A 15,466-nucleotide genomic window follows, 5' to 3' on the forward strand; every position below is an offset into this window, starting at 1 on the left:
GTGATCACCCGACTGAACTGTAAATGCGGCGATTTAACGGGGTGTTAATAATGGAAAGCAAAGCAGATCGCGCCGCTTGTCAAAACTGGCGGGCTTCGTAATCGTCGAGCGTTTCCGGGTCCTGCTTATATTCCCACTCGCCCAGATGAAGGCGGCGCCAGATCTGGCCGGAAGGGTTGAGGTTCGCCCCATCGGTAAGGCGTACAGGCAGGATCGGGTTGTGTTTATGCCATATGGTAACATCTATGGCGGCCGCCCGAGGGGCGAAAAGCCCGAAGAAAGCCAGGTAGTCTTGCGTCATCAGGGTCCAGCCTCGAACGGATCAAGATTGATCCGCAACTTCACAAAAATGCAATAAACAATCCCGCAAAACAAGAGCATCGCGGTGGCCTCACCTCAAATTGTCGGTGACCGCATTCTAGGGTCGATGCTTCCCCTGTCTAGCGCTCGCCGGCGAAGCAGCATGCGTCATGAAAACAAAAACCTGAGGTGCGTCACGTGAATCACGTGCGATACGACGCCATTACCAAGCCATGCGCCTTTTCGAGAGGCGTAAATGACGCTGTAACACTTTGAATTACTGCACAATTCTTTCCTTAAGTCGATTCCGATTCAAGGAATTATGCAGAAGGTGGAACCAATAGGCTTCGCGATTGTTTATGAAGAAGCGGGACAACCCCTCACGTCCCGCGAATGATCGGCCGTCTCCCCTCAACGCGTGCCGATCGACATCAGGCCCGGTGCATCCCCCCAAGGGAGCGCCGGGCTTTTTCTTGGGTGTTTGCCCTTGGAACCTCGGAAGAGGACGGCGCTGCCGTCCCCCTTCTCATTCGTCGCAGGAGGGATCGCCGGGGCGGCAATCAAAATCCCTACGGTCTGGCCTGCGGTCATCGCCCCTGCGGTCGTCCCCTTGCCGGTCACCTCTTTGGAGATCGCCCCTTTGCAGATCGCCCCGTTGCCGATCGCCCCGTTGATTGTCGTCGCGCCAGTCACGATCTCGGTCGCGCCCATCTCGGTCGCGATCCCGCTCACGCCAGCTCCGGTCGCGATCCCGGTTATCCCGATCGCGGTCGCGATCTCGATTGTCGCGGTCGCGGTAGTAATAGTCCGGGCCGCGGCTCCAGCGGTCACGTTCGCGATAGAAATCGCGGTTGCGGTAGTAGCGGTCCCAATAATTGTCGACGCTGAAGCGAATCATCGGAATGCCGAGCGGGCGGTAATATTGCGGACCGACATAGACGCGGCGCTGCTGATAGAGGGCCTGCACGTACTGGCCGGAAACCCAGCCGCGGCCGCCGTAGAACTCGACGTCGCACCAGTTGACGTCGGAAAGGCATCCGCGAATCTCGATGGAAGAACCGGCCGGGATGACCGCGACGGCAGGATAACGGGTACTTGGACCCGCACGCATGTTGACGTTCGCCGTCGAGTAGCCCTCGGCAGCCTCCGCTATGGCAGGCGCCAGCATAAGCAGGCCGGCGGCTGCGATTTTAACAAAGAGATTTTTCACGCTTCTCAGTCCTTGTTGGCACGTTTTTCAGGCAGCGTTTGGCGGCGTTTCAATGGCATATGCCACTGAAACAAAAGATAGAGCGATCGCCCGCAGGTGTTTAGGGCGGTGTCATTCATCTTATCTTTCAATGGCTTATATGTTGCTCGCGATGAACGCAGCTTGAACGGCGAAATGTCAGTCAGCGCTCGGAGCCGCGAGTGGTGCTTCCGACAAGGGCGGTACTGTTAACGGCCCGTTAACCTTTCGGCGGCAGTCTCATTGCAATACCTGCTTGCTCCTTGACCACGGATGAACTGGCACTGAGGTGAGCGGATGACGAAAGGCCGGGTCGAACCGGCCTTTTTGTTTTTTGCGATTTTGCTTGGCACGCCGGCATGGCAGGCCGTTCAGGCAGCGAGCGCCTGAAGGATCCGCACCCAGGAGCGGATGCCCTTGTGGTAGGAGATAAGCTCGTATTTCTCGTTCGGCGAGTGGATGCGATCGTCGCTGAGGCCGAAGCCGACGAGCAGCGATTCCATGCCGAGCATCTTCTGGAAATCGCCGACGATGGGGATCGACCCACCCATGCCGATGACGATGGCGGGTTTCGGCCACTCGTCGGAAAGCGCGTTCTTCGCCTTGGTGAGAACAGGCGAATCATAGGAGAGATGAATCGCCGGCGAGCCGCCATGCGGATGGAACTCGACCGAGCAATCGGCGGGAATCTTCGCGCTGATATAGCTGCGGAAAGCCTCGCGGATGGCGGCCGGATCCTGCGTGCCGACGAGGCGGAACGAAACCTTCGCCGAAGCCTTGGCGGCGATCACCGTCTTGAAGCCTTCGCCGGTATAGCCACCCCAGATACCGTTGATTTCGGCGGTCGGCCGTGCCCAGGTGAGTTCCAGCACCGAGCGGCCTTTTTCACCCGATGGAATGGAAAGGCCGACTTCGCCGAGGAAGCTCTCCGCGGTCTTGCCGAGCGTCTCCCATGACGCCTTGATGTTGTCGGGCGTTTCCTCGACGCCGTCATAAAAGCCGTCAAGCGTGATGCGCCCCGTCTCGTCGTGCAGTCCGGCAAGAGCCTCGACGAGAATATGGATCGGATTGGCGGCCGCGCCGCCGAAAAGACCGGAATGGAGGTCGCGGTCGGCGGCCGTCACGACCACTTCCTCGCCGACGAGGCCGCGCAGCGCTGCGGCGATTGCCGGCGTGTCGCGGTCCCACATGCCGGTATCGCAGACCAGCGCATAATCGGCCTTGAGCTCGGCGGCATTGGCTTCGAGGAAGGGCTTCAGGGAGGGCGAGCCGGACTCCTCCTCGCCCTCGAAGAGGATGGTGACGCGGCAGGGAAGCGCGCCGTTGATCTCCTTATAGGCGCGGCAAGCCTCGACGAAGGTCATCAACTGGCCTTTGTCGTCGGAGGTGCCGCGGCCGGTCAGGATCTTGCGGCCCTCGCCGACATCCTTGATCGATGGCTCGAAGGGGTCGTTTTCCCAGAGCTCGATCGGGTCGACCGGCTGAACGTCGTAATGGCCGTAGAAGAGAACATGCGGCGCATCGGCGGAAGCGCCGGCATGGTGGGCGACCACCATCGGATGGCCAGGCGTATCGCGCACGGAGGCCGCAAAGCCGAGCGTCCCGAGATAGCTGACGAGCCATTCGGCGGCCTTTTGGCATTCGGCTTTATAGGCGGGGTCGGTGGAAATCGACTGGATGCGCAGAAGCTCGAACAGCCTTTCGAGACTCGTGGAAAGGTTCTGATCCGCGCGCGCAAGCACCTGTTGTACATCCGTCATTTTCGACTCCTTTTTGAAATTCGGCCGGACGATAGACCAAACCCGAAAGGCAGGCGAGGCGGAAAAAACGAAAATCGGCGGTGCGAAAGACGCCCAGGTCAGTATCGGGGTCAAGAATATCGCCGAACATTATAGAAGAAGTTTCTAATTCAATTTACAGTTATTTAGTACAACCTCGATAGCCTGATCGAATTCAGCTGTTCGGGGGGACGGATGTTTTCGATCATCACATGTATTCGCGACGATCACGATTGGCGCCTGGTGCTTCTGGCTGCCGCAGTTTGTCTGATCGGCGCGATGGCAGCGATGCTGCCGCTTTCCCGCGCCCAAGGATGCGATGCCGGGCGGCGCAAGCTCTGGATCGGGGCCGCGGCGTTCGCCTTCGGCACCGGCGTTTGGGCAACCCACTTCATCGCGATGCTGGCCTATGACGGCGGCATGCCGATCAGCTATCAGCTGGGCCTGACGGCGCTGTCCTTCCTCCTGTCGGTTGTCGGCTCATGGGCCGCGATCCTCGTCGCTTCGCAAAGCCGCTGCAGATTTTCGCGCATCCGCGGCGGCATCCTGATGGCGCTCGGCATCGCCGCGATGCATCTGACCGGCATGCAGGCGATCCAGACCCAAGCGGTAATCGTCTACGACCCCTATATGACGTTGAGTGCGGTTCTCGCAGGAGCGCTGTTGTCAAGCGCCGCCTTCCACGCCTTTTTCGAATTGAAGGGACCGAGGCGGCTCCTCGCTTCGTCGATCACTTTCGTCTTCGCGATCTGCGCGCTCCATTTTATCTCGATGGCTAGCATCACGCTCGTGCCGGATCCCGGCAAAGAGCTTCCGGCAACGGTGCTCGACGCCAGCCTGCTTGCTGCGATCGTCGTGGTGGCGGCGACGACGCTCATTCTGATGGCGCTCGCGGTGGTCTATATCGAAAGTCACGTGACGGATCTGAGAGGGCTCGCGAATGCCTCGCAGGAAGGGCTGCTGATTCTGCGGGAAGGCAGGATCATCGACGCCAACGAACGTTTCCAGGAACTCTCCGGCTGGAAGCTTGCCGATCTTGCCGGCAAGGCGCCCTCTGCTGTTTTGGGCGCCGTCCAGGGACAGAACAGGCTCGGCGAGACGCTGCTCAACACCAGGAACGGCAAGGAGACCGCCGTCGAAGTGAACACAAGCAGGATCGTCTATCGCGGGCACAATTGCGACGTTCTGGCGGTGCGCGATCTCAGTGAGCGCAGACAGGCCGAGGAAATGATCGAACATCTCGCCCACCACGATGTTCTCACCGATCTTCCGAACCGATCATTGTTCGACACGCGCATCCGCCAGGCGCTGCAAATGGCCGAACGAAAGAACGGCGAGGTTGCCCTCCTCTATATCGATCTCGATCGCTTCAAGACCGTCAACGACGTTTTCGGCCACGCCGAGGGTGACCGAATTCTCTGCAAGGTCGCCTCTATCCTGCGTCGCGTGACTGATGAAAGTGATACGATCGCCCGCCTCGGGGGCGATGAATTTGCCATCATCCAGCCCTCCGGACAGCAGCCGGCGGCAGCGCAGAAGCTCGCGGCCGTGATCCTCGACGAATTCGCCGTCGAGATGGATACGGCACGCGACCCGACCGCCGTCGGCGTCAGCCTTGGCATCGCCATTTATCCGGCCGACGGCAGCGATGCAGACGAGATCTGCAACAACGCTGATATCGCGCTCTACCGGGTCAAGCACGGTGGCCGCGGCAAGGCCTGTTTTTTCGATGCGGAAATGGACGAGGCCACACGAGCCCGCCGCCTGATCGAAAGCGAACTGCGCCACGCCATCACTCGCCATCAGATCCATCTCAGCTATCAGCCAATTCTCGATGCACATAGCGGCGTGATCAGCGGTTACGAGGCCTTGATGCGCTGGAACCGGCCGGGCCACGGCATATGCGAACCGGACGTCTTCATTCCGATCGCCGAGGAAAGCGGGTCGATAGTCCAACTCGGGGAATGGGTGCTGCAGCAGGCCTGCTCGGAGGCCGCTCGCTGGCCGCATCCGCTGACGATTGCCGTCAACGTCTCGCCGGTGCAGTTCATGCTGCCGAACCTGGCCGAGCGAATCGAAACAATCCTCGAGGAAACGCGGCTCGCGCCAGATCGGCTGGAAATTGAAATCACCGAGGCCGCTCTCTTCCGTGATCGCGATCGGGTGATGACCACGCTGCAGCGTCTGCGCAGTCTGGGAGTTCACATCGTCATGGACGACTTCGGCACCGGTTATTCCTCCCTTTCCAACCTGCGAACTTTCCCTTTCGACAAGATCAAGGTCGACCGCAGCTTCACCGGCATGCTGGAGCATGATGCGGCGGCGCGGTCGATCGTGCGCGCAATCATCGGCCTCGGTCACAGTCTCGGCATGCCTGTTGTGACGGAGGGCGTCGAAACCGAGACGCAGCGCCGGATCGTCGTCGAAGAAGGCTGCGCGCAGGTACAAGGTTTTTTGCTCGGCAAGCCGGATATCGAGCCGAGCATCAAGTTCGCCGCCCGCAGAAACTTCCTGTCTCCGACGGCTGACGCCGACGCGCTGCAGATATCGCGGTGGCGACCTACGCGTCTTGCCTGCGAGTAATCTGGGTCAAAGCGCCTTGGCGTTTTCCAGAAGCCGGCGGATATATTCAAGCGTCAGCTCGCGCTCGAAAACCCGAAACCCTTTAAACAGCGCAAGATCGGCCTCACGCGCGGTCTCGATCGCCTCGGCCTCCATGGCGCGGGCTCTCGGCGTCAGGAAGAGCAGTTGCGCCCGCTTGTCGGATGGATGCGGCCGGCGTTCGATTAGGCCGTCGCGGACCATGCGCGAAAGCGTATTGGCCATGGTCGCCTGCTCGATATCGACCCGCTCGAGAAGCTGTTTCTGGGTCAGCCCGTCCTCGGCCCAGAGTTCCAGCAGAATGGGGAACTGCCCAGGAGAAAAACCGAGCCCGACCGCGCGCTGGTGCAGCGAGCGGGCAAAACCCTTCGCCAGCTGGCTGGCAAGGTAGGCTCCCGAATCCATGCGGTTAAATCCCATGATTGCAAGTTAGGCTCAAAACCATGCCGGAGACAATGCAGCAAATCGCATACGATGCTCCATAACATGCAAGCGGCGATCAGAATTTCGAGTGTCTCGAAAAAACAAAAATCGCCATGGCCTGGAGGTTGGCCATGGCGACTTTAAAGTGGGGACAAAGGCCCGGAGAGGGGGATAAGGCCTTTGTCCAAGCCTGACGCGGCGGGGGACAAGCCGGTAATCAGACCCGCGGCGCAATCAAGCGCCGGTGACATGGATTTGTGCCTTAGAATGTGGTTTTTCAAGGGAGGGCCATCGTTACAAATCGGTAACAGTTTGGTGAGCCGGAATCCCTGCCGCACAATTCCTGAGATCGGAATCGATGGAAGGATAAAATTATGCAGCAACGCCAAGTGCCCAGCGTCCTTTGCACGTCCGAAAATGCGCGCGGCGACGTAGTGCTCCGAGCGCCATAATCCTTTTCGCGCGCCGAACTTTATGCCGAACTCCATATGGACCTCGTCCCATGCCCGCGCTATCCATGCACGCATGAAAAAAGGCGATCACCTCTTCCTAGTCGATGGTTCCGGATTCATCTTCCGGGCGTTTCATGCACTGCCGCCGCTGACCCGCAAGACCGACGGCCTGCCGATCGGCGCCGTGTCCGGTTTCTGCAACATGCTGTGGAAGCTGCTGAGGGACGCGCGCAATACCGATGTCGGCGTGACCCCGACGCATCTTGCCGTCATCTTCGATTATTCCGCCAAGACGTTTCGCAAGGATCTCTACAACGCCTACAAGGCGAACCGCTCCGCGCCGCCGGAAGAGCTCATCCCGCAATTCGGCCTTATAAGAGAGGCGACCCGCGCCTTCAATCTGCCCTGCATCGAGACCGAAGGCTTCGAGGCCGACGACATCATCGCCACCTATGCCCGCCAGGCCGAAGCGACCGGCGCCGATGTCACCATCGTCTCCTCCGACAAGGATCTGATGCAGCTCGTCAGCCCCAATGTCCATATGTATGACAGCATGAAGGACAAGCAGATCGGAATTCCCGATGTCATCGAGAAATGGGGCGTGCCGCCGGAAAAGATGATCGACCTGCAGGCGATGACCGGCGATTCGGTCGACAATGTTCCCGGCATTCCCGGCATCGGCCCGAAAACCGCCGCCCAACTTCTCGAGGAATACGGCGATCTCGATACGCTGCTCGAACGCGCCACCGAGATCAAGCAGGTCAAGCGCCGCGAGACGATCCTCGCCAATATCGACATGGCCAGGCTCTCGCGCGATCTCGTGCGGTTGCGCACCGATGTGCCGCTCGATCTCGATCTCGACGGGCTGGTGCTTGAACCGCAGAACGGTCCGAAGCTGATCGGCTTCCTGAAGACGATGGAATTCACCACGCTGACGCGCCGCGTCGCCGAAGCCTGCGATTGCGATGCGAGCGCCATCGAACCGGCGATCGTCCGCATCGAATGGGGTGAGACGGCCCGCGGCCCGGATCTCGATGCGGCCGAGCCCGAGCCCGTTGCCGGCGGCATCCCCGATGTTTCCGGCGAATCCGTGCCGGTGCCGCCGCGTGCAAAGGCGAAGACCGCGGTCGAAGGCGCCTTTTCGCCCGCCGATCTTGCCAAGGCGCGGGCCGAGGCCTTCGCGACGCTGCCCTTCGATCATTCGACCTATGTCACGATCCGTGACCTGGCGACCCTCGACCGCTGGATCGCCGATGCGCGCGCCACCGGCCTCGTTGCTTTCGATACCGAGACCACCTCGCTGGATGCGATGCAGGCCGAGCTTGTCGGCATTTCGCTGGCGATCGCGGACAATACGGCCGATCCCACCGGCACGAAGATCCGTGCCGCCTATGTGCCGCTCGTCCATAAGAACGGCGTTGGCGATCTACTCGGCGGCGGCCTTGCCGAAAACCAGATCCCGATGGGCGATGCCCTGCCACGGCTGAAGGCATTGCTGGAAGACGAATCGGTTCTCAAGGTCGCCCAGAACCTGAAATACGATTACCTGCTGATGAAGCGCTACGGCATCGAGACCAGGAGTTTCGACGACACGATGCTGATCTCCTACGTGCTCGATGCCGGCACCGGCGCGCATGGCATGGACCCGCTCTCGGAAAAATTCCTCGGCCATACGCCGATCCCCTACAAGAACGTGGCGGGCAGCGGTAAGGCGAACGTCACCTTCGATCTGGTCGATATCGACCGCGCCACCCACTATGCCGCCGAAGATGCCGAGGTGACGCTGCGCCTCTGGCTGGTGCTGAAGCCGCGTCTGGCGGCGGCGGGATTGACCAGCGTCTATGAACGGTTGGAGCGGCCGCTATTGCCGGTGCTGGCGCGTATGGAAGCGCGCGGCATCACCGTCGACCGGCAGATCCTGTCGCGCCTCTCCGGCGAGCTGGCCCAGAGTGCAGCAAGGCTGGAGGACGAGATTTACGTGCTGGCCGGCGAACGGTTCAACATCGGCTCGCCGAAGCAGCTGGGCGATATCCTGTTCGGCAAGATGGGCCTTGCCGGCGGCAACAAGACGAAGACAGGCCAATGGTCCACCTCCGCGCAGGTGCTCGAGGATCTGGCCGCCGCCGGTTTCGAATTGCCACGCAAGATCGTCGACTGGCGCCAGGTCACCAAGCTGAAATCCACCTATACCGACGCGCTTCCGGGTTACGTTCACCCCGAGACAAAGCGGGTCCACACCTCCTACTCGCTGGCATCGACCACCACGGGGCGCCTGTCCTCGTCCGAGCCGAACCTGCAGAACATTCCGGTGCGCACCGCAGAAGGCCGCAAGATCCGCACCGCCTTCATCTCGACGCCTGGCCACAAGCTGATCTCTGCCGACTACAGCCAGATCGAACTGCGCGTGCTTGCCCATGTGGCCGAGATCCCGCAACTGACCAAGGCCTTCGAAGATGGCGTCGACATCCACGCCATGACGGCGTCGGAAATGTTCGGCGTGCCGGTGGAAGGCATGCCGGGCGAGGTGCGCCGCCGCGCCAAGGCGATCAATTTCGGCATCATCTACGGCATCTCGGCCTTCGGGCTTGCCAATCAGCTTTCGATCGAGCGTTCGGAAGCCGGCGACTACATCAAGAAGTATTTCGAGCGTTTCCCCGGCATCCGCGACTATATGGAAAGCCGAAAGGCCATGGCGCGCGACAAGGGTTACGTCGAAACGATCTTCGGCCGCCGCATCAACTATCCCGAAATCCGCTCGTCCAATCCATCCGTGCGCGCCTTCAACGAGCGTGCGGCGATCAACGCGCCGATCCAGGGCTCGGCTGCCGACGTCATCCGCCGGGCAATGATCAAGATAGAGCCGGCGCTTGTCGAAGTCGGCCTTGCCGATCGCGTCCGCATGCTGCTGCAGGTGCATGACGAACTCATCTTCGAGGTCGAGGACGAGGATGTCGAAAAGGCGATGCCTGTCATCGTCTCGGTCATGGAAAACGCCACCATGCCGGCACTGGAAATGCGCGTGCCGCTGAGGGTCGATGCCCGCGCCGCCACCAATTGGGACGAGGCGCATTAAAAGCATGTCGCGCAAAACTGTGCGGCGGTTTTGCGACAACAACATGCGTGGAAATAAAGCCTGAAGCGGCAGCAGCGAATCTGAAAGATCGCGACGCGCTTTCGAGCACCTCCCCAAAATTGGCAAAGATTTTTCTCACTGCCTGAACGCATTGAAAGTGCAGCGATTTATCCAAACGGGCCGTATCGGAACGATACGGCAGGAAGGAACTTATTAACCTTCCTTTTCTATCCCGGTAGGGTCGTAATTTGCAAAGCATGAGTGAGTAGCGGACGCATGCGTTTTCCCAGAACCAATTTGACGGATGCCGGAGATTTTTCCAGCGAGATTGAAACGGACCTTCCGGAGGAAAACCCAGGGGAGAAGCCGGCGGCGCCCATCTGGCAGAGCAACTTTTCCCTCGCGCCGAACGTCCGTTTCACCCGCACGCCGGAAACGCTGATCAGCAGGCGGCGCGCGCCGAATGAGCCGGTTCGCGATGATTCGCAGATTGGACAGCAGGCGATACGGATAGAGCCGGTTGCCGTCGACGTGCCGTTCGATATCTATCTGCCGGAGCCGGACGAAATTTCCGCAGCACCGCACAGGATCGAACTGCAGCAGGCACCTTTGCTTGACGAGCCCGACGCGCCCGCCTTCCGCGCCAGCGCCGAGCTTTCCTCCATTTCGGATTTCGCCTTCTGGGAAGTCATGGCCTTCGAAGAGGCCGAGCCGGTTCGCACGCCGCCGTTGATATCCTTCCCGAAGACCGAGACTTCGCCCGAATCGATCACGTCGCTGTTCCGGATCATGGAATGGCGCCCCGGCCGGCCGGCCCCCGCTCCCGTCGTCTCCCGCCCGGCCCCGCAGCCCGCCGCGGTCTCCGCGAAGGTTGCCGTGCGCCCTGCTGCTGCCATATCCCTGGAAAAGCCCAGGCGCATTGCTGTCGAGGCACCGGTCGCGCCGGCCCCCCGGGCTGCGCCGGCTCCTCACATCGCATCGCCCCCTCAGGTCGCGCCGGCGCCGCAGCGCACGCCGCCCGTCGCTGCGGTCCTGCCATCGCCGCGCCTGGCCGTGAGGCCCGAAAGGATCGACGCATCCGGCTACGAATTCCCGCCGCGTGCCCTTCTACAGGAGCCTCCGGAACGCCTCGGCGAGATCATGTCGCAGGAGACGTTGGAGCAGAATGCCGGGCTTCTCGAAAGCGTGCTGGAAGATTTCGGCATCAAGGGCGAGATCATCCATGTCCGTCCCGGCCCCGTCGTCACCCTCTATGAATTCGAGCCGGCGCCGGGTGTGAAATCCTCGCGCGTCATCGGCCTTGCCGATGATATCGCCCGCTCTATGTCGGCGCTCTCTGCCCGCGTTGCCGTGGTCCCCGGCCGCAACGTCATCGGCATCGAATTGCCGAATGTCACACGCGAAACCGTTTACTTCCGCGAGATGATCGAGAGCCAGGATTTCGAGAAGAGTGGCTACAAGCTGGCGCTCGGCCTCGGCAAGACCATCGGCGGCGAACCTGTCATTGCTGAGCTCGCCAAGATGCCGCATCTGCTCGTCGCCGGCACCACCGGCTCCGGCAAGTCGGTCGCCATCAATACGATGATCCTGTCGCTGCTCTACCGCATGACGCCGGAACAGTGCCGCCTGATCATGGTCGATCCGAAGATGCTCGAACTGTCCGTCTATGACGGCATCCCGCATCTGCTGACGCCCGTCGTCACCGATCCGAAAAAGGCGGTCATGGCGCTGAAATGGGCCGTGCGCGAAATGGAAGAGCGCTATCGCAAGATGTCGCGCCTTGGTGTCCGCAACATCGACGGTTACAACGACCGCGTCGCCCAGGCCCGCGAAAAGGGCGAGACCATCCATGTCATGGTCCAGGTCGGCTTCGACAAGGGCACCGGCACTCCGATCGAGGAAAGCCAGGCACTGGACCTGACGCCGATGCCTTATATCGTCGTCATCGTCGACGAGATGGCCGACCTGATGATGGTCGCCGGCAAGGACATCGAAGGTGCGATCCAACGCCTCGCCCAGATGGCGCGAGCCGCCGGCATCCATCTGATCATGGCGACACAGCGTCCGTCGGTCGACGTCATCACCGGCACGATCAAGGCAAATTTCCCGACCCGCATCTCCTTCCAGGTGACCTCGAAGATCGACAGCCGCACCATTCTCGGCGAACAGGGCGCCGAGCAATTGCTCGGTCAGGGAGATATGCTGCATATGCAGGGCGGCGGGCGGATTTCCCGTGTCCACGGTCCCTTCGTCTCGGATGTCGAAGTGGAAAAGGTCGTTGCCCATCTGAAGACCCAGGGCCGCCCGGAATATCTCGACACCGTCACCGCCGATGAGGAGGAAGAGACGGACGAGGAAGAAGCCGGCGCCGTCTTCGACAAGAGCGCCATGGCTTCGGAGGATGGCAACGAGCTTTACGAGCAGGCGGTCAAGGTCGTCATGCGTGACAAGAAATGCTCGACCTCCTACATCCAGCGCCGCCTCGGCATCGGCTACAACCGCGCTGCCTCATTGGTGGAACGCATGGAAAAGGAAGGCCTCGTCGGCCCCGCCAACCATGTCGGCAAGCGCGAGATCGTATCGGGACGGGGCGACGGCGAGTAATCGCCGGCGGCCAGGGCGTCTGACGGATTCCTGTCTTACATCATCGAGGCAGCCAGCCGAACCGTCTCGCTGACAAACTCGGTCTTTCCGCCGGTATAAAAATCCCAATCGCCGTCTGCCTCCGCAGCCAGCTGGCGTTTCAAATCGGCATAGGCCTTGGCCCTCACGGTGTGATCCCTGAGATAATCGCGAAACAGAATGTGCTCCCGATGCGCGCGATTATTAGGCCCGCAAAGATAGAGCTTGAAGCCATAACCTTCACGATCGCGCGTGAAGGCCCAGCGTTGCTCTCCTGTATCGCCGTGGAAGACGAAATCCGCCGCGCGCACGACCTCGATCGCCGCCGGCAGGAATGCCTCGGATATCATCACGGCATCGAGGTCGATCTTCGGCTTGGCCGCCAGGCCAGCCACTGATGTGCTGCCGATATGATCGATGGAAAGCAGGCAGTCGCCGAGCAACGCGGAGACCTCGGTGCTGATCTCGGCAAACAGCCGCGGCCAGGAAGGATCGTAGTCGACCACCTTGATGGCGCGCATGCCCTTCCTCTCGATCTGGTCAGGGCGCCTTGGTCAGCAATCCGTCGAGGATCTCGATCATCTTCTGCTCGGCCTCTTCGAGCGAGCCGCTATTGTCGAGCTCCACCACGTCGTATTCGCCACGCACCGTCAGTGGTCCGCGGGCAAGCCGGGCCATAATATCCTCATGCGTCTCGCGGCCGCGCGCCTCCAGCCGGCCGGCGAGCACTTCGGCGCGGGCGGTGACGTTGATGACCTTCAGCCGCGGGAATGCGGCCTGGAAACGGTGAAGCGCCGAGCGTGAACCGTTGGCGACGACAATGTGACCTCGCGACAGCGCCACCGAAACCTCGGCCGGAATGCCGTATTTCAGGCCGTGCGCTTCCCACCAGACGGCGAAGGAGCCTGACTGTTCCATGGAGGCAAACCCTTCGAGGGAGACGGAAAGATGGTCTTCGCCGCCGGCGTCACGGTGACGGGTGATGACGCGGCGGACGAAATGCACATCGTCGCGGCCTTTGAAACGCCGGGCCGCGAGGTTCATCAGCGTGTCCTTGCCGGCCCCGCTCGGTCCGACGACGACGACCATGATGCCGCGCTCGGCTCCGGCTCCGGGGTGGGGTTCGTGCGACATCATGCGACACGGCGTCCCTGGCGCCAGACTGAGCGTGTCACCGGCACGCCATGCGAACGGTGGACGCGCACGAGATCGGCGCGCAGCCCCGCCGCGATCCGGCCGCGGTCATCGAGGCTGACGGTACGGGCTGGCGTCGACGTGACCATGGCGATCGCCTTCGGCAGGCTGATGCTCTCGACTTCGTCGGCGAGGATGAAGGGCGCATGCAGCAGGCTGAGCGGCACGTAGTCGGAGGAAAGCACGTCGAGCACGCCCATCTCGGCAAGGTCGCGGGCGGCGATATTGCCGGAATGGGATTTGCCGCGCACGATGTTTGGCGCCCCCATCAGCACGCTCATGCCATGTCCGTGCGACGCCCGGGCGGCATCGAAGCTAGTCGGGAATTCGGCCAGGCGCACGCCGTTGTCGATCGCCTCGTCGACATGCGAGAGCGTCGCATCATCATGGCTTGCCACGGTGATGCCGCGCTCGGCGCAGACCTTGGCGATGGCGTTGCGGTGCGGCGTCGAATTGCGCGCCGATTCTGCCTGGCGCTTGGCGACGAAACGCGCGAAGGCCTCGTCGCTGAGCCCCCGCTTCTTCTGGTAGTAGAAAATATACTGATCCATCGTCTGGAATTGCCGCTGGCCGGGCGCATGATCCATCAGCGAGACGAGCCGCACATGCCGGTCGTTTTCGAAATCGGCGAAATGTTCGAGCACATTGTCGGCCGAGACCTCGCAGCGCAAATGGATGAGGTGCTCGGCGCGCAGCCTGCCTTCCGTCTCCGCCGACTGGATGGCATCGGCCATCTCGCGCATCTCGCCATGTTCGAAGCCGCCATCCTCGTCCGCCCCCATACGCAGGCAGTCGAACACCGTGGTGATGCCTGAGGTGACGATCTGGGCGTCATGCGCCTGGATGGCGGCGGTCTTGTTCCAGCGAATGCCGGGGCGCGGCTGATAATGCCCTTCGAGGTGGTCGGTGTGCAGCTCGACAAGGCCGGGAATGATGTAGTCGCCTTCGAAATCTTCGCCGGCTACCGAGTTGCCCCCGGAAATGTCGGCAATCTTTCCGTCGCGAATGAGGATCGAGCCTGAGAGGATGTCATCCTCGAGAACGATGCGGGCATTGGAAAACACGGTCTCTTTGCTCATGACGTCAGGTCTTTCAGCTTTTGGCGCCGGCAAGCGGCAGCCAGGAATGAACTTTGAATGGGGCGCCGCGCGTGTCCTCGATGAAGACGGCAAGGCCGGAAATCGAAAGCGGCCGGCCGGTGAAATCGGCAAAACGCTCGGTCAGGATCGCTTTCATCACCTCGGCGCGTGTCTCGGGCACCTGGCCGCTCAGTGTCATGTGAAAACCGAATTCCTCCATGACGTAAGGATAACCCCAGCGTTGCAGATGGGCGCGCTGGCTGTCGCTGAGCTTCTCCAGATTGCGCCGCGCCATATCGGCCTCGGAAAGTGCTGCGCGGAACGGCTCGAACGACCTTACCACCTTCGCGGCGAAATCCTGAAGAGGTCGATGAAGAGAACCGGGAACAAGGGCAAAAAAACGGCCGAGCTGGCCAAGCACAAGTTCAGGAATCTCGAAGGCTTGCGTGCGCTGGGCAAAATCCTCGGCAACGGCCATGAGATCCTTCTCGGTGACGGAGGAGGCGAGTGAGAACGGCGCCTTGATCGTGGCGTGAAAGCCGTAGCGGCGGGGGTCGGCGGTCAGCTCGAACTGTTCTGCAGCACCCAGCTGCTCATGTTCCGGTGCAGGATAGGTCTCGCCGGTGAAGGCATTGCGGCCGAGCCAGAACGAGGCCGCGCCGGTCAGGGGATCATCCTTCGGCGGCGAGAAATAGAGAGCGTAGCGCAAGGCTTTT

At 61.3% G+C, this 15,466-nt stretch carries 11 protein-coding genes; 3 read left to right on the top strand and 8 right to left on the bottom strand.

The window, feature by feature from the left end:
- Positions 1–79: 79 nt before the first annotated feature.
- The 3 genes from BS630_RS09130 to BS630_RS09140 all read right to left on the bottom strand — a co-directional run bounded on the left by BS630_RS09130 (position 80) and on the right by BS630_RS09140 (position 3,288).
- A complete protein-coding gene (locus tag BS630_RS09130; protein WP_077977160.1) occupies positions 80–301 on the bottom strand; it encodes a hypothetical protein in 222 nt (73 codons plus the stop codon).
- A gap of 525 nt (positions 302–826) precedes the next feature.
- Positions 827–1,510: an SH3 domain-containing protein gene (locus BS630_RS09135; RefSeq protein WP_077977161.1), complete on the bottom strand. Its 684-nt coding sequence runs from the start codon at positions 1,508–1,510 to the stop codon at positions 827–829.
- 389 nt (positions 1,511–1,899) lie between these two features.
- Positions 1,900–3,288, bottom strand: a complete 1,389-nt coding sequence (locus BS630_RS09140) for a dipeptidase (protein WP_077977701.1) — start codon at positions 3,286–3,288, stop codon at positions 1,900–1,902.
- Between the two features lie 213 nt (positions 3,289–3,501).
- Here BS630_RS09140 and BS630_RS09145 point away from each other — a divergent pair, with 213 nt between their 5' ends.
- Entirely contained in the window at positions 3,502–5,889 is a 2,388-nt protein-coding gene (locus BS630_RS09145; protein ID WP_077977162.1) for a bifunctional diguanylate cyclase/phosphodiesterase, read from the top strand.
- 6 nt (positions 5,890–5,895) lie between these two features.
- Here BS630_RS09145 and BS630_RS09150 read toward each other — a convergent pair whose 3' ends face one another.
- Positions 5,896–6,312: a MarR family winged helix-turn-helix transcriptional regulator gene (locus BS630_RS09150; RefSeq protein WP_003544385.1), complete on the bottom strand. Its 417-nt coding sequence runs from the start codon at positions 6,310–6,312 to the stop codon at positions 5,896–5,898.
- 543 nt (positions 6,313–6,855) lie between these two features.
- Between BS630_RS09150 and polA the strand changes: the two genes are divergently transcribed.
- Together polA and BS630_RS09165 are read left to right on the top strand one after the other, a co-directional pair.
- Positions 6,856–9,855: a DNA polymerase I gene (gene polA / locus BS630_RS09160; RefSeq protein ID WP_077977163.1), complete on the top strand. Its 3,000-nt coding sequence runs from the start codon at positions 6,856–6,858 to the stop codon at positions 9,853–9,855.
- Between the two features lie 276 nt (positions 9,856–10,131).
- Positions 10,132–12,459, top strand: a complete 2,328-nt coding sequence (locus tag BS630_RS09165; RefSeq protein WP_077977164.1) for a DNA translocase FtsK — start codon at positions 10,132–10,134, stop codon at positions 12,457–12,459.
- 35 nt (positions 12,460–12,494) lie between these two features.
- Here BS630_RS09165 and BS630_RS09170 read toward each other — a convergent pair whose 3' ends face one another.
- From BS630_RS09170 to BS630_RS09185, 4 genes are read right to left on the bottom strand one after another with little or no spacing between them, the layout of a single operon-like run.
- Positions 12,495–12,998, bottom strand: a complete 504-nt coding sequence (locus BS630_RS09170) for a GrpB family protein (RefSeq protein WP_077977165.1) — start codon at positions 12,996–12,998, stop codon at positions 12,495–12,497.
- A 19-nt stretch (positions 12,999–13,017) separates the two neighbouring features.
- Positions 13,018–13,614 carry a phosphonate metabolism protein/1,5-bisphosphokinase (PRPP-forming) PhnN gene (gene phnN / locus BS630_RS09175; RefSeq protein WP_077977166.1) on the bottom strand — a complete coding sequence of 199 codons (597 nt, stop codon included), beginning with the start codon at positions 13,612–13,614 and terminating at the stop codon, positions 13,018–13,020.
- On the bottom strand, positions 13,611–14,750 hold the full coding sequence (locus tag BS630_RS09180; RefSeq protein ID WP_077977167.1) for an alpha-D-ribose 1-methylphosphonate 5-triphosphate diphosphatase: 1,140 nt from the start codon (positions 14,748–14,750) through the stop codon (positions 13,611–13,613). The genes phnN and BS630_RS09180 overlap by 4 nt, the downstream gene beginning before the upstream one ends.
- A gap of 13 nt (positions 14,751–14,763) precedes the next feature.
- A complete protein-coding gene (locus BS630_RS09185; protein WP_077977168.1) occupies positions 14,764–15,459 on the bottom strand; it encodes a DUF1045 domain-containing protein in 696 nt (231 codons plus the stop codon).
- Positions 15,460–15,466: the final 7 nt, after the last annotated feature.

Source organism: Rhizobium laguerreae, assembly GCF_002008165.1.
In the GTDB taxonomy this organism is placed as follows: Bacteria; Pseudomonadota; Alphaproteobacteria; order Rhizobiales; family Rhizobiaceae; genus Rhizobium; species Rhizobium laguerreae.

Excerpts from the sequence above, each read along its gene's own strand:
- BS630_RS09145 (WP_077977162.1), top strand. The coding sequence starts at position 3,502 with ATGTTTTCGATCATCACATGTATTCGCGACGATCACGATTGGCGCCTG.
- polA (WP_077977163.1), top strand. The coding sequence starts at position 6,856 with ATGAAAAAAGGCGATCACCTCTTCCTAGTCGATGGTTCCGGATTCATC.
- BS630_RS09180 (WP_077977167.1), bottom strand. The coding sequence starts at position 14,750 with ATGAGCAAAGAGACCGTGTTTTCCAATGCCCGCATCGTTCTCGAGGAT.
- BS630_RS09150 (WP_003544385.1), bottom strand. The coding sequence starts at position 6,312 with ATGGATTCGGGAGCCTACCTTGCCAGCCAGCTGGCGAAGGGTTTTGCC.
- BS630_RS09170 (WP_077977165.1), bottom strand. The coding sequence starts at position 12,998 with ATGCGCGCCATCAAGGTGGTCGACTACGATCCTTCCTGGCCGCGGCTG.
- phnN (WP_077977166.1), bottom strand. The coding sequence starts at position 13,614 with ATGATGTCGCACGAACCCCACCCCGGAGCCGGAGCCGAGCGCGGCATC.
- BS630_RS09165 (WP_077977164.1), top strand. The coding sequence starts at position 10,132 with ATGCGTTTTCCCAGAACCAATTTGACGGATGCCGGAGATTTTTCCAGC.
- BS630_RS09140 (WP_077977701.1), bottom strand. The coding sequence starts at position 3,288 with ATGACGGATGTACAACAGGTGCTTGCGCGCGCGGATCAGAACCTTTCC.
- BS630_RS09130 (WP_077977160.1), bottom strand. The coding sequence starts at position 301 with ATGACGCAAGACTACCTGGCTTTCTTCGGGCTTTTCGCCCCTCGGGCG.